Raw genomic sequence first — 26,164 nt, 5'->3', positions numbered from 1 at the left:
TGAAATTTGCAAACCGAAGCCAGAGGCCGTACACCTTTGGCTTCACCCTTTCTGGATATAGCCATCTTTAATTTCTCTTTTGATGCAACGAAACAAACGCATTCATAAATGTGCGGATCTGTGAAATTAATCCATCCAACATCATTTTTATTTTTTGCTCTTCATCACCATCAATAACGCCATCAGCTAAGCTATCTTTCATCAATAACGCTAAACGCCCCTGCATTTCGTCAACACCACTACGCAGTACAAACAATTCCGTTTCGTCCAGTTCCGCAGGACTAATTCTGTCAACGAGTAAACGATTTGATTCACGAGCGACAAATTCAGCAAATAAAACGGTCTTAGAAATATCTTGCATCGCTAACAACTCGTTTAAATCAAATGAGCGACAACCGTTTTTCTCATAAAGCTTGTTATTGAATGACGTTAAAGACAGACCGAGTGCTCCAGCCATTGCCTCACGCCCACCAGCTGTTGCCTCACACATTTCTTTCACTACCTGTTTTATTGATTGGTTACTCATTTCCTACCACCATTGATAAATTCTTGTAGTTAACTGCTTTAAACGGTTTTGTTATTTTGTGGTTATAGCTATTGAGCTAGTAACTCACCTAATTCAGGAGAAATGTCTTGTGCACGAACTTGGTGACTTGTCGCTTTTACAATTTTCACGACATATTTAGAATCCATTCCACCACCATGAAGCCAACGCCATACTGTTGGTTGAGACACTCCACATAAAGCAGCTAGCTTTTGTTGACTTCCAACAATGCTTATCGCTTTTTCAATAGCCTTGTTTTTCATAAATAACCTCAAACGTATAAAAGATGGATAAATAATAGCAATGAGTATTAAAACATTCAATAGCGATTGCGATTTGATTTTCAATACTCAAACTTATAAATTCCGAGACATGAAAACGACAATTGCAGAACGCTTGAAATTAGCGATGAAAACAAGAGGAAATATGACGCAAGCTGCTTTAGCAGAAGCGTCTGGTGTTGCACAACCAACGATTTGGAGATTGGTTAATGGCAATGCGAAAGGTTCTTCTAAATTAGTGGATATTGCTAATGCATTAGCTGTCAATATTGACTGGCTGGCTAATGGTGTGGGTGATATGGAATCCCCAAACTCGACACCTCAGTTTAGGGCTGATAGATCGCTAGAAATACCTGTATGGGATGAGAATGGTTATACAGGAGATGCAATCTTATCACCTGTAGGAAAACCTCTAAAAACATATAAAGCTTATATACTTAAGAAAAATAGTGGGTGTTCAGAAGCCCCTGCTGGCAGTATTGCTATAGTTGATACTCATCTGCAACCAGGCACTGATGATCTAGTTATCGCTCAAATTGGTAACTCTTTTTCTGTTTATAAATTCCTTGAAGGTGGTACTCAAGGTTTCCTTGCTGTTGATGATTCACGAGTCCCTTTAATTGATATTTCATCTAGTGTTTTACTTGGGGTTGTTGTTTTTCTTGTTCGCGATTTTAGAAGATAGTCCTCACATTTTGCTCTACTAATGACTATCTTCCTATACGAACCTACTCCTACCCTTTCTAAAATTTCCACCATTCCATGATCCTTTAAGATACCATCACCACTGTTTATATATACAGTGGTTAACTATAATGCAAATATTCTTTATCGAAATCAAGCGATATTACCTCAATCAAAAAATAATACCTTAGAGTATTTTTTATTTTTTTATACTTATATTCCATTTAAAATCAATGCAATAAGTAAATACATAACCAACAAGATAAAATAGCATTTGCTATTATTAATACTCATTGCTATATTTTAAACATATAGCAAACTGAGTTTTAATTTCGAGTTTTGGTGAACGTAAATGATTTTTATGTGTGAAGAGAACGTGTGAAGAGAAACAATTGTGTGGAGGGAAATTGGCGTGAGTAATACTACTAATGAAAAACAAAATATCAGGATCTATGCCTTAGTCTTTCATAAGAACGCGCTAACTCTGTCAACCGACAATATTTATGAAGATTTTTGGTTAGAACTACATAAAACCGTCGGTTGGCTTAAGTTTGTAAAACATAGTGAAGAATCTGAATTTGTTAAGAACGGAGCACTGTTTGTAGCCACTGAACTGCGTCCGGTATCTGATTCAACCCCTTACCCAATAGTTGAAGCACGATGTGTTTTGTGGCGTCAGCGGGAAGCTCTTTTAAGCGCTGCAAATACCCTTTCCTTTCTTCTGGGTCAGGAACGTTTAAAGTAATGAAATCACGAATTTCATTTAATGTTTCATCATGCAGTCTGACAGTAATCACTTTGAGAGAGGTGGATATACTACCTTCCTCTGTAAGTAAATTTACAGCATGTCTAGTAGCTTTTACTAATGTAAGTTCAGGAAATGCACCAGCCATTACATCAATTACTCCGCCGATTATCATTTCCTCTTCACTAAGATATGCAATATTTTTTAATAAAATATCATTATCAATGTCAGAAAGATCTGTCGGTATATTTTCAGGTTGAATTGTATTGGGATAATCCTGTACTGCAACTTCTAGAATTCTTAGTTGTAATGCTCTATTAAAACCTAACATCTTAATATTCTCTTGGTTGTGTAGGAACTTCCAAGATTACCACCACCGCCTGAGGTGGCAAAATAATCAGGCACAATATTTGAAGTGTGAATCCATTTTATTTTTTATTATCAACACCAGGGAAACTTAATCTCGATTAATTCGAGAGGAATTCTTATTACCTAAAAATTGTGTGGAGAGAATAATGTCTTATATTGCAACAGCAACAAATAAACATTTCTATTATCTCGATGTACGGATCGAGGATATAGATATTCAAGATATTGCCAGTGGCCTTGCTAATGAATGTCGTTTTAATGGGCAGATTGATAATTTCTATTCTGTTGCTCAGCACTCGGTATATGTCAGCTATTTAGTTGCACCTGAATATGCTTTAGAAGCCCTACTTCATGATGCCAGCGAAGCCTATGTCAAAGACCTACCATTACCACTTAAAAAGCTATTGCCTGAATATAAATTAATTGAATTACGTGTAGAAAAGATGATCCGCAAAAAGTTTGGGCTACCTGAATCTAAATCTGATGCGGTTCATTTTGCTGACTTAATGATGTTAGCCACAGAAAAGCGTGATTTAGAAATTGATACAGGTAGTAACTGGTTAATGCTTGAAGGTATTCCAGCAAGTGATTTTGTTGTTAACCCACTAACACCACCACAAGCAAAAGCCTTATTCCTCCGCCGTTTTAATGAACTTTATAAGGGAACTGAAAATGGCTAACGGATCAGTAAACAAAGTAATTCTTATCGGCAATTTAGGTCGTGATCCTGAAATTCGTTATCTTCCCTCTGGTGGTGCTGTTGCCAATTTAGCTGTGGCCACAAGTGAAAAATGGCGTGATAAACAAACGGGTGAAAACCGCGAAAAAACAGAATGGCATCGTGTTGTTTTGTTTGGAAAACTTGCAGATATCGCCAGTGGCTATTTGTGCAAAGGCTCTCAAATTTATATTGAGGGCCAACTACAAACGCGCGAATGGGATGATAACGGTGTTAAACGCTATACGACAGAAATTGTTGTAAAGGTTGGAGGCACAATGCAGATGTTAGGCGGTGCTAGTAAATCAGCAGGTTCACAGTCGGCACAGCAAAATCAGCCACTAGCTCAACCTCAAGCCCAAAGTAATCAGCCACCAATGGATTTTGACGATGATATTCCCTTCGCTCCGATTGGGCTTATGTATCCACACCATTTAATTAATGTGATTTAGTTAAGGATAAATATGATAACCATTAACTCTTATTTCAGTGGCGCAGGCTTAATGGATATTGGTCTTTTACAGGCAGGTCTGAAAATAGGCCAATCTTTTGAAATTGATGCATCAGCTTGCAAAACCTACCGTCATAATTTAGGTGATCATATTAAAGAGTGCGATATCACAAAAGAGTTAGTTTTAGAGCAAGATTCATGTGACGGAATGATTTTCACTTATCCATGCACTAGGTACAGCACAATCGGCGATATACATGGTGTGAGAACTGGTGATGAATTATTCCTACATGCGTTACGCCACCTTGCAATCGCTCGGCCTGAGTTTTATGTCGTTGAAAATGTGCCAGGTATGAGAGCTTTCCCCGTAGTAATGGAAGCTATGCAGAAAATGCCTGACTACTATGCTAATGTTTTCTGCCCAATTAAATCTGAAACTTGGCTACCACAAAAGCGAAGCCGCTTAATAATTATCGGTACGAAAAGAAATTTCATACCGCGACCTCCAGAGAACCATAAACCAATTAAATTGGCTGACATTCTGGAAAAAGAACCAGAGATCACTATACCGAATTCTGTTTATTCGAGAATGAATGGTGCATACCGCGATAAGCCCATTATTAGTAATCCACTAAACGGTGATATTGCGCCAACGTGTGTTGCCCACTATGCGAAAGATAAAAGCACTAGGTTGGTTACAGATAAAAACTTTCATATGGGTGTTCGCCCATACACTGTACGCGAATATGCTCGATTACAAGGAGTTCCTGATTGGTTTCAATTTCCAGTGAGCCAAACTGATGCATATAGACAAATCGGTAATGGCGTTAGTGTCCAAGTTGGCGAATGGATTGGAAATGAAATTAAACGTTATATCGTAGGAATGAAATAAATAATCACCAGCAGCACTAACTAATATCTATTTAAACTGTGTACGGACAGTGTGGAGAGAAAAATATGCAAATGTTGACTTTAGAGGAGTGGGCACAAGAAAGATATAAAAGTCGCCCACCAAAGTTAGGAACGCTACAACGATATGCTCGTGGTGGCCTGTTCTATCCACCAGCAAGGAAAGAAGGTGGCATTTGGCGCGTGAGAGAAGATGCCGACCTTGTCGGTAATTTGACATCACCGGTTATCAATAATAACGATAACCCTATTTTACAAAGGATCCTCAAAGATGGCTGCCAGACCTCGTAAAAATAACGTCAATATCCCTAATCTTTACCCTTTATTTAGTCGTAAAGCTAACAAGGTTTATTGGCGTTACCGCCATCCTGTAACAGGTAAATATCATGCCCTCGGTGACAATGAAGCCGAGGCCAAAGCAATTGCTATTGAAGCTAACACAAGATTAGCGGAACAACGTAGCCGACAAGTTATGGCTATTGGTGATCGGGTGGCAAAAATAAAAGGTAAAGAAATTACGGTTAATACTTGGTTGGATAAATACTGGATTATTCAAGAAGAGCGTTTAAAGGAAGGTGATATAAAGCCGAATACTTATAAACAAAAAAGGAAGCCGGTAGATTTAATGAGGCAAGCCTTATCCATGAAACCATTACCCGCTGTTGATGCCAGAGATATTGCTGAAATTCTTGATGAGTATAAATCTAATGGCCAACACAGAATGGCTCAAGTTATTCGCTCTGTTTTAATTGATGTGTTTAAAGAAGCACAACATGCCGGTGAAGTTCCTCCTGGTTACAACCCTGCCCTTGCCACTAAACAGCCAAAACGAAAAGTAACTCGCCAACGCCTTAATTTTGATGAATGGAAAAAGATATTTGAGATTGCTGATAAACAACATCGTTATGTCGGAAATGCCATGTTGCTTGCACTTATTACAGGCCAACGATTAGGTGATATTTCGGCAATGAAGTTTAGTGATATTTGGGATGACCATTTGCATATTACTCAAGAAAAAACGGGTGCTAAATTAGCTATTCCATTATCACTACGTTCTGAACAATTAAATATGTCATTACGTGATGTCGTTGCTCGTTGTCGTGATCGCGTTATTAGCCCTTATCTTATTCATTATTTTCATACCACTTCACAATCTAAACGTGGCGAACAAGTTACTGCAAATACGCTAACGACTAACTTTAAAAAAGCGAGAAATAAAACGGATATTGATTGGGGAGAAGGAACACCTGCAACATTTCATGAACAGCGTTCTTTATCTGAAAGGTTATATAGAGCACAAGGTATAAACACTAAAGATTTACTCGGTCATAAGAACCAAATTCAAACAGATAAATACCATGATGATCGAGGGAAAGATTGGATAAAAATCGTGATTTAATTGCTCAAATTTCAGGTAGTTTTGATAATTCGTTTTGATAATTCGTTTTGATAATTCGTTTTGATAACTTTTTGATAACCGTTTCAAGATTGACAATAAAAAACGGGAACTAATAAGCTCCCGTTAACTATTTATCAAATCAACAATTACATGTGTTTGATAATCGCGTCACCAAACTCGCTACATTTCAGCAGTTTAGCGCCTTCTAACTGACGTTCAAAATCATAAGTTACGGTCTTAGCGGCAATCGCGCCTTCCATACCTTTAATGATTAAGTCAGCGGCTTCTGTCCAACCCATGTGGCGTAGCATCATTTCTGCGGAAAGAATGATCGAACCTGGGTTAACTTTGTCTTGGCCTGCATATTTTGGTGCTGTGCCGTGTGTTGCTTCAAACAATGCACACTCATCACCAATATTTGCACCTGGTGCGATACCAATACCACCTACTTGAGCTGCTAATGCATCAGAAATATAGTCGCCATTTAGGTTCATACATGCGATAACATCATACTCTGCTGGGCGTAACAGAATTTGTTGTAAAAATGCGTCAGCGATAACGTCTTTAACGATAATCTCTTTACCTGATTTTGGATTCTTGATTTTGACCCAAGGACCGCCATCTAATAATTCACCACCGAACTCCTCGCGAGCTAACTCATAACCCCAGTCTTTAAAGGCACCTTCGGTAAATTTCATAATATTACCTTTGTGTACCAATGTGACTGAATCGCGATCATTATCAATAGCATATTCAATTGCGGCACGAACTAAACGCTTAGTACCTTCTTCTGAACAAGGCTTAATACCAATACCGCAATCTTGTGGGAAGCGGATTTTAGTAACACCCATTTCAGTTTGCAGGAATTTAATCACTTTATCTGCTTCTGCTGAGCCCGCTTTCCACTCAATACCAGCATAAATATCTTCTGAGTTTTCACGGAAGATAACCATATCGGTTAGTTCTGGCTGTTTAACAGGGCTTGGAGTGCCTTTGTAATAACGTACTGGGCGTAGGCAAATATAGAGGTCAAGTTGTTGGCGTAATGCAACATTTAATGAACGGATACCACCGCCAACTGGCGTAGTAAGAGGACCTTTAATAGAAACTCGATATTCACGGATAAGATCTAAGGTTTCTTCTGGTAACCAAACATCTTTACCATATACCTGCGTTGATTTTTCACCGGTGTAAACTTCCATCCACTCAATCTTACGTTCTTTGCCGTAAGCTTTCTCAACTGCTGCATCAACAACTTTTAACATTGCTGGCGTAACATCGATACCGATACCATCCCCTTCGATATAAGGGATAACCGGATTATTTGGAACAACAAGCTTACCTTTAGCATCTAGTGTAATTTTAGCGCCATTAGCCGGAACAACTACTTTGCTTTCCATTTACCTCTCCTTTCATGTAAGCGCACGCTTTGTTAATTTTTTGTAAGAGACCTGTCAATACTACTTGATTATTCAGCTAACGCCAATCGCTTCTCTTTTAAGGTATAATCAATCTCCCATTTTTTACAAAAATTAACTATGGCAAATCAACTTAAAAATAGCGCTAAATCGAGAAAACATCACACGCCACTCGCACAAAGAAAGCCAGTGCGCCCAAGAGGTGAGCGTAAAGTCGTTATCTTCAACAAGCCCTTCGATGTTCTTGTGCAATTTACAGACGAAAATGGCAGAAAAACACTAAAAGATTTTATTCCTATTCGTGATATTTATGCGGCAGGACGTTTAGATAGAGATAGTGAAGGACTTTTAGTCTTAACAAATGATGGGAAGCTACAAGCACAATTAACACAACCGGGTAAAAAAACAGGAAAAATCTACTATGCTCAGGTTGAAGGCATTCCAAGTGCTGCCTCATTACAACAATTTAGAAATGGATTAGAGCTTAAAGATGGCAAAACATTACCTGCACAAGTCGAAATAGTTGAACAACCCGAATGGCTATGGGAGAGAAATCCGCCTATTAGAGAACGTCAAACTATCCCGACAACTTGGTTAAAAATAACGTTATTTGAAGGTAAAAACCGTCAAGTGAGACGAATGACGGCGCATATCGGTTATCCAACATTGCGTTTGATCCGCTTTAGTATGGGAAATATTACATTGGATAATTTATTACCCGGTGAATGGAAGGAGATTGATTTTGTTTAAACCTAATGTGACTGTCGCATGTATCGTTCATGCAAAAAATAAGTTTCTCGTTGTTGAAGAAATGGTCAATGGAAAAGCGACGTGGAATCAACCCGCTGGACACCTTGAAGCCAATGAAACACTTATTCAGGCGGTTCAACGTGAATTATGGGAAGAAACAGGGTTAACACTTCCTGTTCAACATTTTCTAAAATTACACCAATGGATTGCGCCTGATAAAACACCTTTTCTACGTTTTCTTTTTCTTATTGAAGCGCAAGAGCAATATGAAACTCATCCTCATGATAGTGATATTGATTGTTGTCACTGGGTCAGTGCCGATGAAATTATTCATAGCCAACAATTACGTTCACCTTTAGTCAGAGAAAGCCTGCTATGTTATCAACAAGGTGAACGTTATCCCCTATCTCTATTAAGCAGTTTTGGTGTTCCTTTTAATTAAATAATATTAAAGAAAAAACAAAGCATCAAAAACAGAGTAAGACATGATGCACCTGTGTCAGTGATATGGTAAAGTATGGCGCTTATTTTTCCGCAGTGAGATCCAGTCATGTCAGATAACAGCCAAAAAAAAGTCATCGTAGGAATGTCCGGTGGCGTAGATTCATCCGTCTCAGCCTATCTTCTTAAGGAACAGGGATATCAGGTCGTTGGTCTGTTTATGAAGAACTGGGAAGAAGACGACGATACAGAATATTGCTCAGCATCTACCGATCTTGCCGATGCGCAAGCTGTGTGCGATAAACTTGGCATTGAGCTTTATACCATCAATTTTGCTGCTGAATATTGGGATAATGTTTTCGAACATTTTTTATCTGAATATAAAGCAGGTCGTACCCCTAACCCCGATATTCTTTGCAATAAAGAAATAAAATTTAAAGCATTTTTAGAATATGCAGCGGAAGATTTGGGTGCTGACTATATCGCAACAGGTCACTATGTTCGTCGTCGTGATGTTGATGGCAAAAGCCAATTGCTTCGCGGTGTTGATAACAACAAAGACCAAAGCTACTTTTTATATACGTTAAGTCACGAGCAAATTGCACAAAGCCTTTTCCCTGTGGGTGAAATGGAAAAACCTGAAGTGAGAAAAATTGCTGAAAAACTTGATTTAGCGACAGCAAAGAAAAAAGACTCAACTGGTATTTGTTTTATTGGTGAACGTAAATTTACCGATTTCTTATCGCGTTATTTACCTGCTAAACCTGGTCCTATCATCACGGTTGATGGAGAAACCATTGGTGAACACCAAGGGTTGATGTATCACACATTAGGTCAACGTAAAGGGTTAGGTATTGGTGGAACGAAAGACGGTGGCGATGCCCCTTGGTATGTTGTTGATAAAGATGTTGAAAACAATATTCTTATCGTTGCTCAAGGTCATGAACACCCAAGATTGATGTCTGTAGGTTTGATTGCTCAACAATTACATTGGGTATCAAGGGAACCTATTACTGAGGCTTTCCGCTGTACTGTTAAAACACGATATCGCCAACCTGATATTGCGTGTACAGTAACACCATTAGGTGAAGACAAAATTGAAGTCCGCTTTGATTATCCTGTTGCAGCAGTTACCCCGGGACAATCAGCCGTCTTTTATCAAGACGAAGTCTGTTTAGGTGGCGGTATTATTGAAACCCGTATTCAGGAGTAGACGTGGCTAAAGATTTTCGTGATATAACACTTGCATTGGCAGGCATCTGCCAAGCAAGTCGTCTTGTTCAACAAGTTGCTTACCAAGGCAATGCGAACGAGAATGATGTTGAAGTGATGGTTAACAGTGTTTTTAACCTCAATCCGACTTCAACACTTGATGTTTATGGTAATCAAATCAGTCACCTAAAATTAGGCTTTCAAACATTGAAAGCCATTCATCAAGCGGTAAGAAGAGAAAAGTTAACGCTTGAGTTAATGACTTACCAACAAGGTTTAATCAACCTAGAGCGTATTATCAGCAGAAATGATAATTACAGCTCACATTTATCGCAAAAAATTTCTCAATTAGAGCGTCAAAAAAGTTATTTTGAACCCATGTCCGAAGGTGTATTTAATGCCCTTGCTGGCGTTTATGTTGATGCAGTTAGCCCTGTTGGCCCTCGCATTCAGGTTCATGGCTCGATTGATCTATTAAATACCCCTATTATTCAAGCTAAAGTTAGAGCGTTATTACTGACTGGCATTCGAAGTGCTGTGCTCTGGCGTCAAGTCGGTGGTCGTCGTTTTGATTTTTTACTGCATCAAAAGGCTATCCTACGACAAGCTGATGATTTTCTCGCTCAATGTTAATACTTTAAATTCAACCTGGGAGTTGCCAACAATGGAATTATCTTCGCTGACAGCGATTTCACCGATTGACGGTCGTTACGGAAGTAAAACCTCGTCGTTACGTTCTATTTTTAGTGAATTCGGTCTTCTGAAATTCCGTGTACAGGTAGAAGTTCGCTGGCTACAAAAGCTGGCATCTTGCGCCGACATTAAAGAAGTTCCAGCCTTTGAAAAAAACGCAAACGATTACCTTGATGCGATTGTTGCTAACTTCAATGAAGAAGATGCAGCACGTATTAAAACTATCGAACGTACCACTAACCATGATGTAAAAGCCGTAGAATATTTCTTAAAAGAAAAAGTGGCGACTATCCCTGCTTTACATCAGGTTTCTGAATTTATTCACTTCGCTTGTACTTCTGAAGACATTAATAACCTGTCTCATGCCATTATGCTGGAAACAGCACGCCAAGAGATCTTACTGCCTGCATGGCGTGAAATTATTGATACCATTAGCAAAATGGCTCAAGAATACCGTGATTTGCCATTACTTTCTCGCACACATGGTCAACCAGCAACACCATCTACAATTGGCAAAGAGTTTGCTAACGTTGCCTACCGTATGGAGCGCCAATATCGTCAACTAACACAAGTTGAGATCTTAGGTAAAATCAATGGTGCAGTAGGTAACTACAATGCACACTTAGCTGCATATCCTGAAGTAAACTGGCATCAATTTAGTGAAGAATTTGTAACTTCATTGGGTATTACATGGAACCCATACACAACTCAAATTGAACCACACGATTATATTGCGGAGCTTTTTGATTGCATTAGTCGCTTCAACACTATCTTGATCGATTTCGACCGCGATATTTGGGGTTACGTAGCACTGAACCACTTCAAGCAAAAAACAATTGCAGGTGAAATTGGTTCATCAACCATGCCTCATAAAGTGAATCCAATTGACTTTGAAAACTCTGAAGGCAACTTAGGGTTAGCAAATGCAGTAATGGGACACCTTTCTAGCAAGCTACCCGTTTCACGTTGGCAACGTGACTTAACAGACTCAACGGTACTGCGTAATTTAGGTGTTGGGATGGGTTATGCGCTGATTGCTTATCAATCAACCATGAAAGGTCTTAATAAACTTGAAGTGAATGAAAACCATCTTCGTGAAGAATTAGACTGTAACTGGGAAGTATTAGCCGAGCCAATTCAGACTGTAATGCGTCGTTATGGCATTGAAAAACCTTACGAAAAGCTAAAAGAGCTTACTCGCGGCAAACGAATCACTGAACAAGATATGGCAGTTTTCATTGATGGTTTAGAACTACCAGAAGATGAAAAAACGCGCTTAAAAGCAATGAAACCTGAAAGCTATATTGGTTTTGCCACTCAACTTGTTGATAAATTAAACTAATTTATCTTTCTAAAAAGGCAGATAATCTCTGCCTTTTTTTATATCAAAAAATTAGAAAACTCTCTGTAACTTAAACACTTTACCCGCTACGGTATTTTTTAAGTGATAGATTGACTATGATAACAATATATTTTTTATCTTATAGGATGACATTCATTTCCTATATTTATTTTACAACAGTGAATTTTTGCTGATTGTACTCAAGGTGGAATATGCGGATCTTAATTATTGAAGATAATATTTTACTTCGCCATCACTTATCTGTGCAATTTCGTGACGCAGGACATCAGGTTGATGCCGCAGAAGATGCCAAAGAAGCAGATAATTTTATTGCAGAAGGTACACCTGATGTTGCCATTGTGGACTTAGGATTGCCAGATGAAGATGGCATTAGCCTTATTCGCAGATGGCGGGAGAATAATATTACCCTGCCAATAATGGTATTAACTGCGCGCGAAAGTTGGCAAGAAAAAGTTTCAGCGTTAAATGCGGGCGCTGATGATTATGTGACAAAACCCTTTCATTTTGAGGAAATTGTCGCACGTATTCAGGCATTAATGCGAAGAAACATGGGAATTGCGTCACAAACACTCGTCATTGAACCTTTTGAGTTGGATTTGTCACGTAAAGAGTTCATGATTTCAGGAGAACAAATTAAGTTAACTGCATTTGAATATACGATTTTAGAAACATTAATGCGCAATCAAAACAAAGTCGTTAGCAAAGATGCATTAATGCGCCAGCTATATCCTGATGCTGAACTCAAAGAAAGCCATACTATTGATGTACTTATGGGACGACTACGTAAAAAAATCTTAGAAAAATATCCTGATGATGTGGTGGTTACCGTACGTGGACAAGGCTATCGTTTCGATATGAAACCTTAATATGCAAAAAAAACAGCGCTCCCCATTCTCATTACGAACACGCTTTTTACTTGCTACCAGTGCCATTATTTTGGCACTCACACTCTCATATGGGTTAGTGGCAATTGTTGGTTCGATTGTGAGTATAGATAAAACCACATTTATGCTAATGCGTAGCCAAAGCAATCTTTATTACAGCTTAGCGCAGTGGAATAAGGGAAAGCTGAACATTGAATTTCCAACTAATCTCAATAACAACAATACCTCGCTGGTGATCATTTTTGATGATAAAGGCGGTGTATTGTGGATGCCTCCCGATCTCCCCAAAGCCATTCCCGATAGCATTAAACATAAATGGCGTCATGAAGAAGGCTTATTTGAGATCTCAGTTGATATCAAAACAACACGGTTAATGTTAAAGCAGTTACCGCAATATCGTGTTTATCTCAAACGTCTTGAGGAATACTCTAGTAATGAGTTTTTGACTCACTCAGTTGTGATTAATCATTATCCTGCGGCTGACAATATGCCTTATATGGCGATCGCGGTTATCGATCCTATTCCTCAGCGTATGCAAAAAGTCAGTCAAGTTTGGGATTGGTTCTTATATATCATTCTTGCAAATCTATTTTTGGTTATACCCTTAATTTGGTTAGCTGCACATTGGAGTTTAAGACCGATAAAACAAGTTATTGAACAAATTAGTGCATTAGAAAAAGGGACTCGCAATGATTTGGATGAAAACCCGCCAACCGAGCTAAAAGGCTTAGTCCGAAATTTAAATGTGTTATTGCGTAATGAACGCAGTCGTTATAGTAAATATCGCACAAGTTTATCTGATCTTACCCACAGCCTAAAAACACCACTTGCCGTGTTGCAATCAACATTACGCTCTTTACGTTCGGGCAAACAGATGACGATAGAGCAAGCTGAACCTATCATGCTCGATCAAATAGAACGAATTTCGCAACAAGTCGGTTATTATCTGCATCGAGCATCCATCCACGGTGATCACGATATTACCACGCGAAAACTTCATTCACTGTCAGGATTGCTAGATAATCTTTGCAGTGCATTGAGTAAAGTTTATCAGTCAAAAGGGGTTGATTTAACACTCAATGTTTCACCTGAAATCATGTGGTTAGGTGAGAAAAATGATTTTATGGAAGTGATGGGTAATATTCTTGATAACGCCTGTAAATACTGCTTAGAATTTGTTGAAATCAATGTTAGCAATAATGAAAGTAGTGTAATGATTATTGTTGATGATGACGGCCCAGGCGTCAGCCCTGAAAAAAGAGAGGCCATTTTCCAACGAGGAACAAGAGCAGATACTCTGCGTCCTGGGCAAGGCTTAGGATTATCTATCGCGGTAGATATTATTGAACAATACAGTGGTGAAATTACTATTACTGATAGCCCGTTAGGAGGCGCTCGTATCACTGTGACATTTGCTGAGCAACAACTCACTACAGAACGCGAATAACCCTTATTTATAAAAAAACCTCTCTTTTTAAAGTTATCGCCAAATATACGGCGTTATGTATGATATCCGTTCAGTTGTTATCGAGTTACTCGCTATTACTCACATTGCTCAAAGGAATGTTTAGCAGGAAATTAGAATTCATTATACTATGGCTTCAGGCTTCCCGAATTCAGGATATACACAATGGACTATAAACTTAATTTAGATTGGCAATCATTCCTCGAAAGCCATTGGCAAAAACGCCCTTTATTAATTAAAAACGGCTTCTCTCGTTTTGTTGATCCTTTATCTCCTGACGAACTTGCTGGTCTTGCAATGGAAGATGAAGTAGATAGCCGTCTTGTTAGCTGTCAAGACGGACAATGGGGAGTCAAACACGGGCCTTTCGAGCACTTTGAAGGACTTGGTGATAAAGATTGGTCTTTACTTGTACAAGCCGTCGATCACTGGCATTTTCCTAGTGCGGCATTAATGAAGCCATTTCGTGTGTTACCCGATTGGCGCATTGATGATTTAATGATCTCTTATTCTGTTCCCGGTGGTGGTGTAGGCCCACATCTTGATCAATATGATGTCTTTATTATTCAGGGACAAGGTCGTCGTCGTTGGCGTGTGGGTGAAAAAATCCCAATGAAACAACACTGCCCTCACCCTGATCTGCTTCAAATTGATCCTTTTGAAGCAATTATTGATGAAGAATTAGAACCGGGTGATATTCTTTATATCCCACCTGGATTCCCACATGAAGGATATGCGATTGAAGAATCGCTAAACTACTCTGTTGGTTTCAGATCACCTAATGCTCGTGAACTTTTCAGTGGTTTCGCTGACTATGTGTTAGCAAATGATTTAGGCAGCTATCGTTATAGCGATCCTGATCTAACTCCGCGTGAAAACCCAGCATTAGTGCAACATCAAGAGTTAAATAAACTTCATGACATGATGGAAGATCTACTTGCTCAACCAGAAGTATTCCGTCATTGGTTTGGTGAGTTTATTTCTCAATCTCGTCATGAGCTTGATCTTGCAGTGCCAGAACCTTTATACGAAAACGCAGAAATTCATGATTTGCTGCAACAAGGTGAACAACTTCACCGCTTAAATGGTCTTCGTGCGCTACGTGTTGGTGATAGCTGTTTTGTTAATGGCGAGTTGATAGATACTGATTATATCGAAGCTGCTGATGCGCTTTGTCAATATGATTATATTGATAAACAACACTTAGGTGATGCATTAACCGATCCCAAATTTGTACGTTTATTAACACACTTGGTAAACCAAGGTTATTGGTATTTTGAAGATTAATTATCAATGATAATTTATAAAGCCCTGACATATTATTGCAGGGCTTTTTTATTACTAGAAATATTAAAATAAGTCTTATTTTAAAATCTAACGAATTAAATAAATTATCGACTCTTTTAAAAGTACTCTTGTATTACGAAAGAAAAAAGGAATCACAACAAAAAATGTACTTTGTAAGAAAAAAAGTAATAATGTATGTTTGCTATTTGTCACATAAAGAGAAAATGAGATTAAATAAGTGATTAGAAAATAACTAAAAATAATAATAAATGATTGTTGCTCAGATTTTTTAATCACTTTCTTTTTATGAGAGCTTAGTTGCTCTTCTATTACAGGTTTTAATAATTTTCCTGTTATGGTTTCCATTCAATATCCTTATATTATATTTATTTCTCTTTAATTATAAGGGAAATTCAGGAAACTCAATTTATCAAAGAGTTATTAATATTAAGCCTATATTAAAAGCTTAATAATAAACAATATGTTAGCCCATTATTATAAAATCACTCTATTTTTAATTAAGTAAATTTTTTCATTAATATCTCGTTTATTTTTCAGCCGTTTCTCCTATTTTATTTGATCAATTGCCCCTAAGATAAAATTAGATTTTTACTTCTTTTTTCGACAATGGAGTCGTCTATGAAAAAATTTATTGTTTTAATCGCTGCTTTTATTTTACCGACCGTGGTATTTGCAAAAACAGTAGAAACAGCAAATATGAAGGCACCACCAGCACAAACGGATATCATTTTTGTGTTAGATAAAAGTGGCTCAATGCAAGGGTATGAAAAAGATACTATTGGTGGATTTAATACTATTTTAGCAGAAAATAAAAATCGCCCTGAAAAAGTCTATATCACCACTATTTTATTTGATAGTCAGGCTAAAAAGTTACATAACCGTATTGATATTAATAAGATAGAGAATTTAACGACTAACGATTATTTTGCATCGGGTAATACCGCACTGTTAGATGCTGTGGGAAATGCGATCACTGAAGGAAATAAACCAAATTCACCCTATAAGAATGTCATGATGGTGATCATCACCGATGGCGAAGAAAATAATAGCCGTGAATATTCGCTAGAAAAAGTAAAATCATTAATTAATTCAGCAGAAAAAGAGAAAGGTTGGGAATTTATCTTTTTAGGTGCCAACATTGATGCAATAAGTGCGGCTGAAAGTATTGGCATTAAATCATCCAACTCAACTCAATATATCCAAGATGCTAAAGGCTATGAAAATGCCTATGAGTCTGTTAATAAAGCCGTTCAATCTAAAATTGAAGGAAAAGAGTTAAATCAAGATTGGAAATCTTCTGTTGAACAAGATTACGAAAAACGTAAATAAACTTAATATATTCTTTTTACTAAAAAAATAATAGCCGAGATTTCGGCTATTATTTTTCATTTCGAAGCTCAATAAGCGATTAGCTAACTACTTTAGCCTTTTCTCTTTCAGCCGTTATTTCAGCAATGCGCATAATGACACTCACCGCCGCTTCCATGCCTTCTAAAGAGATAAATTCATGCTTACCATGGAAATTATAACCGCCTGTGAAAATATTAGGGCAAGGTAATCCACGGTAAGAAAGTTGAGCACCGTCTGTACCACCACGAATAGGCTTGATATTTGGCTCAATATCACAATCAATCATGGCTTGTTTGGCTATTTCAATGATGTGAGGGAATTGAACAACTTTATCATGCATATTGTAATAGCTATCATCAATCGTTAGCTCAATATAACAATCAGGATGCAGGCCTTTACCCACTCTCTCTGCAATCGCAATCATATTCTGTTTGCGTTTTTCAAATAAGTTACGATTAAAATCACGGATAATATAATGCATTTCCGCTCTTTCTACCGAGCCTTTGATACTTTGCAGATGGTAAAAACCTTCATAACCATCGGTATTTTCTGGTGTTTCGTCAACAGGTAATTCTTGATGAATACGTGTTGCTAATCCTAATGCATTAACCATCACCCCTTTTGCACTGCCTGGGTGAACATTGTTACCTACAATTTTGATATTCACGGATGCGGCATTGAAGTTTTCATATTCCAGTTCGCCAACACCACCACCATCAACGGTATAAGCCCAGCTTGCACCGAATGCTTTTAAGTCTACATAATGCGCGCCACGCCCGATTTCTTCATCAGGAGTGAAAGCAATGCGAATATCCCCATGAGGTCGATTCGTTTCTTTTAAGCGCACCATCGCAGTAATAATTTCAGCAATACCTGCTTTGTCGTCCGCACCCAGTAATGTTTTGCCATCAGTAGTAATTAATGTCTTACCAATCATTGAATGTAAGATTGGGAACATAACTGGCGATAACACTTCATCACCAATACCTAAAGCAATATCACCACCACGATAATCTTCAAGCACTTGTGGTTTTACATGTTTTCCTGAAAAGTCAGGAGATGTATCAAGATGCGAAATAAAGCCAATAACTGGCACTGGCCAAGATACATTGGATGGTAAACTTGCCATTACACATCCCTTGTCACTGAGCATTACATCGGAAAAGCCCAGCTTTTTTAATTCTTGAGCCAATGCCTTGGCAAGTTTTAATTGTCCATCACTGCTTGGTGACATTTTTGAAGATGGTTTTGATTGTGTATCAAAATTAATATATTCAAAAAAACGTTCTAATAATTTATCCATTTTGCCCCCTAAGATCTCTCTAAGAACAATAATAGGGAACTCTATAAAATAATTATTGCGTCAAATCAGCTTTAGGATCATTAATTAATTCAAACAATTTATGAACATATTCATCAACTACCTGACTTGCAGGGCCATAATGTTTCTCTTCAAACTGGCTTTCAACCAAACTGGGTTCAAGATTTAACTCAACAGTATGAGCGCCTGTTAATCGAGCTTCATGGACAAAACCAGCTGCTGGGTAAACATTTCCAGATGTACCGATAGAGATAAAAATATCAGCCTCAGCCAAAGCGTGATAAATCTCTTCCATACCAATTGGCATTTCACCAAACCAGACAATATGTGGGCGTAGTGGCGATGGGAATTGGCAGCAATGACAACGATCGGTTGTTTCTAAGTCCCCTTTCCACTCAAATACTTGACGAGATTGAGGGCAACGCACTTTTAGCAATTCACCATGCATATGCAAAATATGTTTACTACCTGCTTTTTCATGCAGATTATCAATATTTTGCGTAACGAGTAAAAAATTGTCTTTACCTAAACGTTGCTCTAGTTTAGCTAATGCATAATGCGCTTCATTAGGTTGAATAGAAGGTTGTTGCAATTGGCGGCGACGTTCATTGTAAAACTGCTGAACCAATTGGGGATTGCGTTGATAACCTTCAGGTGTTGCAACATCTTCAACGCGATGTTCTTCCCACAATCCATCTTCTGATCGGAATGTTTTAATTCCTGATTCAGCAGAAATGCCAGCCCCTGTTAATACGACAACTTTGGGTAAATTCATTTCATGTTCCGTTTTATGGGTGAGATGAAAATAACGACAACGTGAATGCTGCCTACGTAAATTTTTGATCTTACGAAACTTCCTAAGCCGACGATGACGAAGTTTAAGTTTCATCATTACAATCCTTGGTTTTCAAATTTAAATATCGCGTTTCTTATCTTCACTAGTTTAAGCGTTTTTTCTTCTTTGTATGTCAATAAACTTATTGTCCACTTAAAATTCTTGCAGGATCTAGTTTAGTGGCTCGACGTGCAGGATACCAACTTGCAATCAGGCTTAAGATCACAGTGGTAATAAATACAGAGAAAACGTCAATTAAATGAACTTCTGAAGGTAGAAAGTCGACGAAATAAACATCGCCTGACAACACACTGTGTCCCGTTAATGATTCAATAACAGACACTAATGGCGTTAAATTATAAGCAACCAATACACCAAATATCACACCAGCGACACAACCAATCATGCCTGATAATAAACCGTACCATAAAAAGATATTACGAATATGGCTATCTCGTGCACCTAACGTTCGTAAAATAGCAATATCACTACTTTTATCTCTTACCGCCATAATCAGCGTTGAGACAATATTAAAACAAGCAACACCAATCACTAAGATCATCGATAAATACATAATGCTACGGATCATCTGAATATCGCTATACATATAGCCATAGTCACTTATCCAGCTTTTCGCATAAACATATTCTTTACTGTTTAAACCCGCATTATGAATAATTTCATTCGCGAAAAAAGGATCTACTGTTTTCACTTCAATCCCTGTAATGCCTTGCCCATAATCCATATATTGTTGAGCATCTGATAAAGGAATTAACGCTAATTGGTGATCAAGCATTCCACTGAGTTTAAAGATACCACTCACTTGTAAGCGAATACGTTTAGGCTGTAAAAGCTTAGTAGGATCATCATTATTAGGAATTAATACCGTCAGCCAATCACCTTGTTTTATTTTCAACGCATTGGCAACACCTTGTCCTATAATAATTTGTTGTTTACCTGCCTTAAAATTTTGCCATGCATTGTTTTGTACATATCGAGGCAACAGGCTGATATCACCTTGTTTTTCAGGTGAGACCCCCATCACTTGCACTGCCTTTAACTCTGTTCCTTTTTCTAACAATCCAGTGAGTAAAATATAAGGAGCAGCAGCGACAACACCTTGGGTATTTTCAATACGAGGTAATGCTGATTGCCATTGTACAAATGGCTGTTCTACTGAATAAATTTGTCCGTGAGGCACAACTGATAAAATACGGTTTTTTAATTCACGCTCAAAGCCATTCATGGCACTTAAGCCAATAATTAAGACAGCAACACCCAGCATAATGCCCAGTGTTGAAATAACTGAAATTAAAGAAACCATTCCCGCACGTTTTCGCCCTCTTGAAAAACGTAATGCGGTCACTAATGCAAGTGGCAATTGCGCCATTATTTCACTCCTGAAATTGCGTTTTGTGACTGTAGTTGACCATCTTTCATTTCAAGTTGGCGCTGAAAACGAGCCGCCAGTGACAAATCATGCGTTACGACCAGAAAAGCGGTTTGTTTTTCTTTGTTTAACTTAATCAACAATTCAAAAATCCCTTCTGCATTTTTCTGGTCAAGATTACCCGTTGGTTCATCAGCAAGGACTAATGCAGGATCGTTCACTAATGCTCTCGCAATCGCAACGCGTTGTCTCTCACCACCAGAAAGCTCTGAAGGACGGTGATGAGCGCGATCTTTTAACCCAACAGCTTCAAGTAAAGACATCGCTTTTTCTTTTGCAACTGAAGCGCTCGTGCCGCCAATCATCAGTGGCATAGCAACATTTTCAAGTGCGGTGAAATCAGGTAATAGATGATGAAATTGATAAATAAAACCCAATTGGCTATTACGTAGATCAGCCTTTTCAGAAGAGGATAATTTATTAAGTGATTGCCCTTTAAAAAAGACTTCACCTGATGTTGGAGAATCTAATCCACCCAGTAAATGTAATAAGGTACTTTTTCCTGAGCCAGAACTCCCCACGATGGCAAGAAAATCGCCCTTATCCATTTTAAAAGAGACTGATTTCAGCACTTGTGTGGAAATAGAACCATCTTGGTATTGTTTACATAGGGCGTGGCAATCCAATAAACCATCTTTATTAATGTGCATTTGTTTTTCTGATGCCATTGGTTGTTTATTCAAAGAAGAATTACTCATAACGTAGCGCCTCTGCTGGCTGAATAGCCGCGGCCCGCCAAGACGGGTATAAAGTGGATAAAAGGGAAATGATAATAGCGGAGAAACCAATCATAAAGACGCGTCCCCAATCAAGTGTTGCGGGCAATTCCACACCTTGAGGGATAAGTCCTACCGCTGGCATAATAACGTTTAATTGGCTTGAGAGTAATGCGCCTAACAGACCACCAGCTACCGCCCCTAAAATACCTGCACCTGCACCTTGTAGCATAAAAATGGACATAATCTGAGAGCGTTTTAAACCCATAGTTTGCAAAATAGCAACTTCACCTTGTTTTTCCATGACCAACAAAGAAAGTGAGGTAATAATATTAAAAGCTGCCACTGCTATAATTAAGCTTAATAATAATCCCATCATATTTTTTTCCATTTTTACAGCTTGGAAAAATTCACCTTTACGTTCGCGCCAATCTCTCCAACTTAGATTTTTATCTAAAGATTGTGCACTGTATTTTTCAATATTGAGAGGATCAGTAAAGAAAAGACGCCATCCTGTAATATTACCCGGCTGATAACGCATTAAACGTGCCGCATCTTGCTGATTAACTAAGATTTGTGAGGCATCTGCATCGCCACCACTTTGGAAAATACCTTTAACGGTAAATAACCGTTGGCTAGGTAATCTTCCCATTGGCGTTAATTGGCTTACGCTTGGCACAATAAGGCGGATGTTATCGCCTTCTTTTGCTTTTAACTGTTTAGCAAGGCCACTTCCTAAAATCACACCATAATCACCCGCTTTCAGCATAGAAAAATCGCCATAACGAATATGTTTCGTTAAAGGTTCATCTTGCTCTTTTTCTATACCCAACATAACACCAACGCTGATATTGTCTTTACTTTGCAAAACAACATCGCCTTCTACTAAAGGGGTAACGTTTATGATACCTTCACGCGTCAGTAATCTTTCAGCTATATTTGAATCTCGGGGTAATTGCCCGTTAGGTGATGTCACGATGGCTTGTGGAATATAAGCAAGAATGCTTTCTTGCAATGAACGTTCAAAGCCATTCATGACAGAAGTCACTGTAATCAGTGCCGCGACACCTAACATAATCCCTAAAGCGGATAGCCATGAGACGAAGCGACCGAATTTATCGACCGCACGACCCCGCATATAACGGAGCCCTATATAAAATGAGACAGAATTGTACATGAAATCTGTGCTGTTCCTGTTGCTAATGCGAAGTGTTCAGGGATAATAAAGGGTAGTCTTACTGAATGGAACCACTCTATTCCCAAACTGTGGTTTTTTCTTTTATCTTAACCTGCCCGCCAGTTTAAGCTTTAGCCATTAAGCTAAAGATGTGTTGGGAGTTAACTACAACAAAGAGTTCACATTACACGCTTATGTCCTCAGAATATCGTTATCAACTTCCTATAAAACAAGGGGATACTCGTCAGCTAGGTCAACTGACTGGTGCCGCTTGTGCTCTAGAATGTGCCGAGATCATCAAACGTCACTCTGGATTAGTCGTTCTTGTTACTCGTGATATGCAAAATGCATTGCGTTTACAAGATGAAATCCGTCAGTTTTGTGATTATCCAGTAGAGACATTATCGGATTGGGAAACGCTGCCATACGACAGTTTTTCACCTCACCAAGAAATCATCTCAAACCGCCTTTCTACGCTATACCGTATTCCATCACTTCTCAAGGGAATTTTAATCTTACCTGTCAATACGTTAATGCAGAAAGTCTGCCCAACGGATTATCTCGCAAGTCATGCGTTGGTAATGCAAAAAGGAGAGATACTTTCTCGTGATAATTTACGTAAAACATTAGATGAAGCGGGATATCGCCATGTCGAACAAGTATTAGAACATGGGGAATACGCAACGCGTGGTGCATTATTAGATTTATTTCCTATGGGAAGTGAATTTCCTTATCGTATTGATTTTTTCGATGACGAAATAGATAGCCTGCGTACTTTTGATGTCGATACACAACGGACATTAGCTGAAGTTGATCAAATTAATTTACTGCCTGCACATGAATTCCCAACAGATGCAAATGCGATAGAAACTTTCCGTAGCCAATGGCGTGAACGGTTTGATGTAAGACGTGATCCTGAACATATTTATCAGCAAGTAAGTAAACACATATTGCCAACGGGAATTGAATATTGGCAATCCCTGTTTTTTGAACAGCCTTTATCTAACTTATTTGCTTATTTCCCTAAAAACACATTGATAGTGACGCAAGATCTACAAGATTTTGCAGAAAAATTTTGGCAAGACATTAATCAACGTTTTGAAAGCCGTCGCGTTGATCCTATGCGACCACTGTTACCACCAGATGATATTTGGCTGAATGTTGATAAATTTAATAAAGAGTTAAAACAGTGGCCTCGTATTCAACTTAAAACAGAAACGTTGCCAGAAAAAGCGGGACAGACCAATTTAGGCTATCAGCCTCTTCCTGATTTATCGATTAACGCTCAAAGCAAATCACCTTTAGATAACTTACGCCGATTCCAAGAACAATTTTCAGGTAGTGTTATTTTCTCTGTTGAAAGTGAAGGACGACGCGAAACCGTACAAGAGCTTTTATCGCGGATAAAAATAGCACCTAAGCAAATCATTGAATTATCTGATGCTCAAGAGAAAGGTTTTTACTTTATCATTGGTGCTGCTGAACATGGATTTATTGATAACCATCGTCAATTAGCCATGATCTGTGAAAGTGATATGTTAGGTGAACGCGTTAATCGTCGTCGCCAAGACAATCGTCGTGCTATTAATACAGATACCTTAATTCGCAACCTTGCTGAATTAAGCATAGGACAGCCCGTTGTTCATCTTCAACATGGTGTTGGTCGCTATCAAGGAATGACAACACTAGAAGCTGGTGGCGTTAAAGCTGAATATTTGATGTTAAGCTACGCGGGTAATGACAAGCTTTATGTTCCTGTTTCATCACTGCATTTAATCAGTCGTTATTCTGGTGGCGCAGATGAAAATGCCCCACTACATAAATTGGGTGGCGATGCATGGGTAAGAGCTCGCCAAAAAGCTGCTGAAAAAGTGCGAGATGTCGCAGCAGAGTTATTAGATGTTTATGCTCAACGCGAAGTAAAAACAGGCTTCGCCTTTAAAATGGATAAAGAGCAATACCAATCATTCCGCCAAAGCTTTCCTTTTGAAACAACACCTGATCAAGAAATGGCTATCAATGCTGTGCTTAGCGATATGTGCCAAGCCATTTCAATGGATAGACTCGTCTGTGGCGATGTCGGATTTGGTAAAACAGAAGTGGCGATGCGCGCTGCATTTCTTGCCGTTAACAACAATAAACAAGTCGCTATTTTAGTACCAACCACCCTATTGGCTCAGCAACATTTTGATAATTTCCGTGATCGTTTTGCTAATTGGCCCGTTAACATTGAGATGATCTCACGTTTTCGTAGCGCAAAAGAGCAACAGCAAATCACAGAAAAACTGGCCGAAGGTACAGTTGATATTGTCATTGGCACACATAAATTGCTTCAACCAAATATTCAGTGGAAAGATTTGGGACTATTAATTGTCGATGAAGAGCACCGCTTTGGTGTTCGCCATAAAGAGCGAATAAAAGCCATGCGTGCTAATGTCGATATATTAACGCTAACAGCAACGCCTATTCCTCGTACGTTGAATATGGCAATGAGCGGTATGCGTGATCTTTCTATTATTGCAACACCACCAGCACGTCGCTTATCGGTGAAAACCTTTGTGCGAGAATATGATGACTTAGTGGTGCGCGAAGCTATCTTGCGTGAAACATTGCGTGGCGGACAAGTTTATTACTTGTATAACGATGTTGAGAATATCGAAAAAGCCCGTGAGAGACTGGCTGCACTCGTTCCTGAAGCACGTATTGGTATTGGTCACGGACAAATGCGTGAGCGTGAACTTGAACGTGTGATGAATGATTTCCATCACCAACGTTTTAATGTGTTACTTTGCACCACAATTATTGAAACAGGTATCGATATACCAACCGCGAACACCATTATTATTGAACGTGCAGATCACTTTGGTTTAGCGCAATTGCATCAGTTACGTGGTCGCGTAGGTCGTTCTCATCATCAAGCTTATGCTTATTTGTTGACACCTCATCCTAAAGCAATGACAAAGGATGCTCATAAACGTTTAGAAGCGATTGCTTCACTGGAAGATCTGGGTGCTGGTTTTGCATTAGCCACTCATGATTTAGAAATTCGGGGCGCGGGAGAGCTATTAGGTGAAGAACAGAGCGGTCAAATGAATACCGTTGGCTTCTCTCTTTATATGGAATTGCTAGAAAGTGCAGTAGAAGCGCTTAAAGAGGGTAGAGAGCCATCACTTGAAGATCTCACCAATCAACAAACTGAAATTGAATTAAGAATGCCTGTCTTGTTGCCTGATGATTACATTCCTGATGTAAATGTCAGACTTTCATTCTATAAACGAATTGCCAGTGCGATCGACTTAACAGAGCTTAATGATCTAAGAGCAGAGTTAATTGATAGATTTGGTAAGCTGCCTGATGCAGGGCGTTATCTACTGCGTAATGCTGCTATTCGCTTAAGTGCAATGAGCTTGGGTATCACTCGAATTGAAGCTCATGATAAAGGCGGATTTATTGAGTTTGGTGAAAAGAATAAGGTTGAACCAGGATATTTAATCAGCCTACTTCAAGAACAACCTGCTATTTTCCGTTTAGATGGTCCATCAAAACTGAAATTTATTACAGATCTCACTGAGCGTGAGAAACGACTCACCTTTATTGATGATATGTTAAGTGCGTTCGATGATCATAAGATCAAATAACCACATATTTATGATTTTTTGAATCAGTAAAAGGGCGTAATTG

Annotated in this window: 26 protein-coding genes; 16 read left to right on the top strand and 10 right to left on the bottom strand. The window is 38.6% G+C overall.

The genetic code is table 11. The annotated features are described in order from the left end of the window. Window positions 1-67 precede the first annotated feature (67 nt). Window positions 68-526: a YmfL family putative regulatory protein gene (locus ABN212_RS14940; protein ID WP_196573989.1), complete on the bottom strand. Its 459-nt coding sequence runs from the start codon at window positions 524-526 to the stop codon at window positions 68-70. A 68-nt stretch (window positions 527-594) separates the two neighbouring features. After that, the gene (locus ABN212_RS14935) at window positions 595-807 is read right to left on the bottom strand and encodes a YdaS family helix-turn-helix protein (protein ID WP_109395844.1); all 213 of its coding nucleotides are present in this window, start codon (window positions 805-807) and stop codon (window positions 595-597) included. A 40-nt stretch (window positions 808-847) separates the two neighbouring features. Here ABN212_RS14935 and ABN212_RS14930 point away from each other — a divergent pair, with 40 nt between their 5' ends. Further along, entirely contained in the window at window positions 848-1,510 is a 663-nt protein-coding gene (locus tag ABN212_RS14930; protein ID WP_196573687.1) for a helix-turn-helix domain-containing protein, read from the top strand. 580 nt (window positions 1,511-2,090) lie between these two features. Here the strand turns inward: ABN212_RS14930 and ABN212_RS14925 are convergent. Further along, on the bottom strand, window positions 2,091-2,585 hold the full coding sequence (locus tag ABN212_RS14925; RefSeq protein ID WP_349443371.1) for a hypothetical protein: 495 nt from the start codon (window positions 2,583-2,585) through the stop codon (window positions 2,091-2,093). A 184-nt stretch (window positions 2,586-2,769) separates the two neighbouring features. On the opposite strand from ABN212_RS14925, the gene ABN212_RS14920 reads away from it, so the two are divergent. The 5 genes from ABN212_RS14920 (at window position 2,770) to ABN212_RS14900 (ending at window position 6,100) form a co-directional block, all read left to right on the top strand. Next, window positions 2,770-3,303, top strand: coding sequence for an HD family hydrolase (locus tag ABN212_RS14920; protein ID WP_349443370.1), 534 nt, complete (start codon window positions 2,770-2,772; stop codon window positions 3,301-3,303). Next, window positions 3,296-3,793, top strand: a complete 498-nt coding sequence (gene ssb / locus ABN212_RS14915; protein WP_349443369.1) for a single-stranded DNA-binding protein — start codon at window positions 3,296-3,298, stop codon at window positions 3,791-3,793. The genes ABN212_RS14920 and ssb overlap by 8 nt, the downstream gene beginning before the upstream one ends. 12 nt (window positions 3,794-3,805) lie before the next feature. Next, window positions 3,806-4,684, top strand: coding sequence for a DNA cytosine methyltransferase (locus ABN212_RS14910; protein ID WP_349443368.1), 879 nt, complete (start codon window positions 3,806-3,808; stop codon window positions 4,682-4,684). Window positions 4,685-4,749: 65 nt separating this feature from the next. Next, window positions 4,750-4,992 carry an excisionase gene (locus ABN212_RS14905; protein ID WP_036894694.1) on the top strand — a complete coding sequence of 81 codons (243 nt, stop codon included), beginning with the start codon at window positions 4,750-4,752 and terminating at the stop codon, window positions 4,990-4,992. Beyond that, window positions 4,973-6,100, top strand: coding sequence for a phage integrase Arm DNA-binding domain-containing protein (locus ABN212_RS14900; RefSeq protein WP_349443367.1), 1,128 nt, complete (start codon window positions 4,973-4,975; stop codon window positions 6,098-6,100). Before ABN212_RS14905 ends, ABN212_RS14900 begins: the two co-directional genes overlap by 20 nt. Window positions 6,101-6,246: 146 nt before the next feature. Here ABN212_RS14900 and icd read toward each other — a convergent pair whose 3' ends face one another. After that, window positions 6,247-7,500, bottom strand: coding sequence for an NADP-dependent isocitrate dehydrogenase (gene icd / locus ABN212_RS14895; RefSeq protein WP_023582546.1), 1,254 nt, complete (start codon window positions 7,498-7,500; stop codon window positions 6,247-6,249). Window positions 7,501-7,638: 138 nt separating this feature from the next. Here icd and rluE point away from each other — a divergent pair, with 138 nt between their 5' ends. The 8 genes from rluE (at window position 7,639) to ABN212_RS14855 (ending at window position 15,613) form a co-directional block, all read left to right on the top strand. After that, window positions 7,639-8,268 (top strand): 23S rRNA pseudouridine(2457) synthase RluE, encoded by a 630-nt coding sequence (gene rluE, locus ABN212_RS14890; protein ID WP_196533145.1) that lies wholly within the window; start codon window positions 7,639-7,641, stop codon window positions 8,266-8,268. Next, window positions 8,261-8,710 (top strand): NUDIX hydrolase, encoded by a 450-nt coding sequence (locus tag ABN212_RS14885; RefSeq protein WP_349443366.1) that lies wholly within the window; start codon window positions 8,261-8,263, stop codon window positions 8,708-8,710. The genes rluE and ABN212_RS14885 overlap by 8 nt, the downstream gene beginning before the upstream one ends. 108 nt (window positions 8,711-8,818) lie before the next feature. Further along, window positions 8,819-9,922, top strand: coding sequence for a tRNA 2-thiouridine(34) synthase MnmA (gene mnmA, locus ABN212_RS14880; RefSeq protein ID WP_349443365.1), 1,104 nt, complete (start codon window positions 8,819-8,821; stop codon window positions 9,920-9,922). Between the two features lie 2 nt (window positions 9,923-9,924). Beyond that, window positions 9,925-10,554, top strand: coding sequence for a high frequency lysogenization protein HflD (gene hflD / locus ABN212_RS14875; RefSeq protein ID WP_198620636.1), 630 nt, complete (start codon window positions 9,925-9,927; stop codon window positions 10,552-10,554). 31 nt (window positions 10,555-10,585) lie between these two features. After that, entirely contained in the window at window positions 10,586-11,956 is a 1,371-nt protein-coding gene (purB, locus tag ABN212_RS14870) for an adenylosuccinate lyase (protein ID WP_109372904.1), read from the top strand. Between the two features lie 212 nt (window positions 11,957-12,168). Further along, window positions 12,169-12,843, top strand: a complete 675-nt coding sequence (gene phoP, locus ABN212_RS14865) for a two-component system response regulator PhoP (protein ID WP_198620637.1) — start codon at window positions 12,169-12,171, stop codon at window positions 12,841-12,843. A 1-nt stretch (window position 12,844) separates the two neighbouring features. After that, a complete protein-coding gene (phoQ, locus tag ABN212_RS14860) occupies window positions 12,845-14,308 on the top strand; it encodes a two-component system sensor histidine kinase PhoQ (protein ID WP_198620638.1) in 1,464 nt (487 codons plus the stop codon). 183 nt (window positions 14,309-14,491) lie between these two features. Next, window positions 14,492-15,613 (top strand): cupin domain-containing protein, encoded by a 1,122-nt coding sequence (locus tag ABN212_RS14855; RefSeq protein ID WP_349443364.1) that lies wholly within the window; start codon window positions 14,492-14,494, stop codon window positions 15,611-15,613. Between the two features lie 87 nt (window positions 15,614-15,700). Here ABN212_RS14855 and ABN212_RS14850 read toward each other — a convergent pair whose 3' ends face one another. Continuing rightward, window positions 15,701-15,979 (bottom strand): hypothetical protein, encoded by a 279-nt coding sequence (locus ABN212_RS14850; protein ID WP_198620640.1) that lies wholly within the window; start codon window positions 15,977-15,979, stop codon window positions 15,701-15,703. A 261-nt stretch (window positions 15,980-16,240) separates the two neighbouring features. Between ABN212_RS14850 and ABN212_RS14845 the strand changes: the two genes are divergently transcribed. Continuing rightward, on the top strand, window positions 16,241-16,963 hold the full coding sequence (locus ABN212_RS14845) for a vWA domain-containing protein (protein WP_349443363.1): 723 nt from the start codon (window positions 16,241-16,243) through the stop codon (window positions 16,961-16,963). Between the two features lie 79 nt (window positions 16,964-17,042). On the opposite strand, the gene pepT is transcribed toward ABN212_RS14845, so the two are convergent. The 5 genes from pepT to lolC form a co-directional block, all read right to left on the bottom strand. Further along, a complete protein-coding gene (gene pepT, locus ABN212_RS14840; RefSeq protein ID WP_109372899.1) occupies window positions 17,043-18,287 on the bottom strand; it encodes a peptidase T in 1,245 nt (414 codons plus the stop codon). A gap of 52 nt (window positions 18,288-18,339) precedes the next feature. Continuing rightward, the gene (cobB, locus tag ABN212_RS14835) at window positions 18,340-19,197 is read right to left on the bottom strand and encodes a Sir2 family NAD+-dependent deacetylase (protein ID WP_196736451.1); all 858 of its coding nucleotides are present in this window, start codon (window positions 19,195-19,197) and stop codon (window positions 18,340-18,342) included. An 85-nt stretch (window positions 19,198-19,282) separates the two neighbouring features. Next, complete coding sequence (lolE, locus tag ABN212_RS14830; RefSeq protein ID WP_198626535.1) at window positions 19,283-20,530, bottom strand: lipoprotein-releasing ABC transporter permease subunit LolE; 1,248 nt, start codon at window positions 20,528-20,530, stop codon at window positions 19,283-19,285. Continuing rightward, on the bottom strand, window positions 20,530-21,240 hold the full coding sequence (gene lolD / locus ABN212_RS14825; RefSeq protein ID WP_232799426.1) for a lipoprotein-releasing ABC transporter ATP-binding protein LolD: 711 nt from the start codon (window positions 21,238-21,240) through the stop codon (window positions 20,530-20,532). Before lolD ends, lolE begins: the two co-directional genes overlap by 1 nt. A gap of 40 nt (window positions 21,241-21,280) precedes the next feature. Further along, window positions 21,281-22,483 (bottom strand): lipoprotein-releasing ABC transporter permease subunit LolC, encoded by a 1,203-nt coding sequence (gene lolC / locus ABN212_RS14820; RefSeq protein ID WP_198626534.1) that lies wholly within the window; start codon window positions 22,481-22,483, stop codon window positions 21,281-21,283. Between the two features lie 194 nt (window positions 22,484-22,677). Between lolC and mfd the strand changes: the two genes are divergently transcribed. Further along, window positions 22,678-26,121, top strand: coding sequence for a transcription-repair coupling factor (gene mfd, locus ABN212_RS14815; protein ID WP_198620643.1), 3,444 nt, complete (start codon window positions 22,678-22,680; stop codon window positions 26,119-26,121). The last annotated feature ends 43 nt before the right edge of the window (window positions 26,122-26,164 follow it).

The organism is Proteus genomosp. 6, from assembly GCF_040139785.1.
Taxonomy (GTDB): domain Bacteria; phylum Pseudomonadota; class Gammaproteobacteria; order Enterobacterales; family Enterobacteriaceae; genus Proteus.
Note: the sequence above shows the minus strand (reverse complement) of the source record. Positions and strands in the feature narration are given on the sequence as shown.

What these genes read in the sequence shown, in the direction of transcription:
- icd (WP_023582546.1), bottom strand. Translation starts at nt 7,500, where the DNA reads ATGGAAAGCAAAGTAGTTGTTCCGGCTAATGGCGCTAAAATTACACTA.
- ABN212_RS14905 (WP_036894694.1), top strand. Translation starts at nt 4,750, where the DNA reads ATGCAAATGTTGACTTTAGAGGAGTGGGCACAAGAAAGATATAAAAGT.
- lolE (WP_198626535.1), bottom strand. Translation starts at nt 20,530, where the DNA reads ATGGCGCAATTGCCACTTGCATTAGTGACCGCATTACGTTTTTCAAGA.
- ABN212_RS14925 (WP_349443371.1), bottom strand. Translation starts at nt 2,585, where the DNA reads ATGTTAGGTTTTAATAGAGCATTACAACTAAGAATTCTAGAAGTTGCA.
- purB (WP_109372904.1), top strand. Translation starts at nt 10,586, where the DNA reads ATGGAATTATCTTCGCTGACAGCGATTTCACCGATTGACGGTCGTTAC.
- ABN212_RS14900 (WP_349443367.1), top strand. Translation starts at nt 4,973, where the DNA reads ATGGCTGCCAGACCTCGTAAAAATAACGTCAATATCCCTAATCTTTAC.
- phoP (WP_198620637.1), top strand. Translation starts at nt 12,169, where the DNA reads ATGCGGATCTTAATTATTGAAGATAATATTTTACTTCGCCATCACTTA.
- lolC (WP_198626534.1), bottom strand. Translation starts at nt 22,483, where the DNA reads ATGTACAATTCTGTCTCATTTTATATAGGGCTCCGTTATATGCGGGGT.
- ABN212_RS14855 (WP_349443364.1), top strand. Translation starts at nt 14,492, where the DNA reads ATGGACTATAAACTTAATTTAGATTGGCAATCATTCCTCGAAAGCCAT.
- ABN212_RS14845 (WP_349443363.1), top strand. Translation starts at nt 16,241, where the DNA reads ATGGAGTCGTCTATGAAAAAATTTATTGTTTTAATCGCTGCTTTTATT.
- ABN212_RS14935 (WP_109395844.1), bottom strand. Translation starts at nt 807, where the DNA reads ATGAAAAACAAGGCTATTGAAAAAGCGATAAGCATTGTTGGAAGTCAA.
- phoQ (WP_198620638.1), top strand. Translation starts at nt 12,845, where the DNA reads ATGCAAAAAAAACAGCGCTCCCCATTCTCATTACGAACACGCTTTTTA.
- ssb (WP_349443369.1), top strand. Translation starts at nt 3,296, where the DNA reads ATGGCTAACGGATCAGTAAACAAAGTAATTCTTATCGGCAATTTAGGT.
- pepT (WP_109372899.1), bottom strand. Translation starts at nt 18,287, where the DNA reads ATGGATAAATTATTAGAACGTTTTTTTGAATATATTAATTTTGATACA.
- ABN212_RS14850 (WP_198620640.1), bottom strand. Translation starts at nt 15,979, where the DNA reads ATGGAAACCATAACAGGAAAATTATTAAAACCTGTAATAGAAGAGCAA.
- cobB (WP_196736451.1), bottom strand. Translation starts at nt 19,197, where the DNA reads ATGATGAAACTTAAACTTCGTCATCGTCGGCTTAGGAAGTTTCGTAAG.
- mfd (WP_198620643.1), top strand. Translation starts at nt 22,678, where the DNA reads ATGTCCTCAGAATATCGTTATCAACTTCCTATAAAACAAGGGGATACT.
- ABN212_RS14930 (WP_196573687.1), top strand. Translation starts at nt 848, where the DNA reads ATGAGTATTAAAACATTCAATAGCGATTGCGATTTGATTTTCAATACT.
- lolD (WP_232799426.1), bottom strand. Translation starts at nt 21,240, where the DNA reads ATGCACATTAATAAAGATGGTTTATTGGATTGCCACGCCCTATGTAAA.
- rluE (WP_196533145.1), top strand. Translation starts at nt 7,639, where the DNA reads ATGGCAAATCAACTTAAAAATAGCGCTAAATCGAGAAAACATCACACG.
- mnmA (WP_349443365.1), top strand. Translation starts at nt 8,819, where the DNA reads ATGTCAGATAACAGCCAAAAAAAAGTCATCGTAGGAATGTCCGGTGGC.
- ABN212_RS14920 (WP_349443370.1), top strand. Translation starts at nt 2,770, where the DNA reads ATGTCTTATATTGCAACAGCAACAAATAAACATTTCTATTATCTCGAT.
- ABN212_RS14940 (WP_196573989.1), bottom strand. Translation starts at nt 526, where the DNA reads ATGAGTAACCAATCAATAAAACAGGTAGTGAAAGAAATGTGTGAGGCA.
- ABN212_RS14910 (WP_349443368.1), top strand. Translation starts at nt 3,806, where the DNA reads ATGATAACCATTAACTCTTATTTCAGTGGCGCAGGCTTAATGGATATT.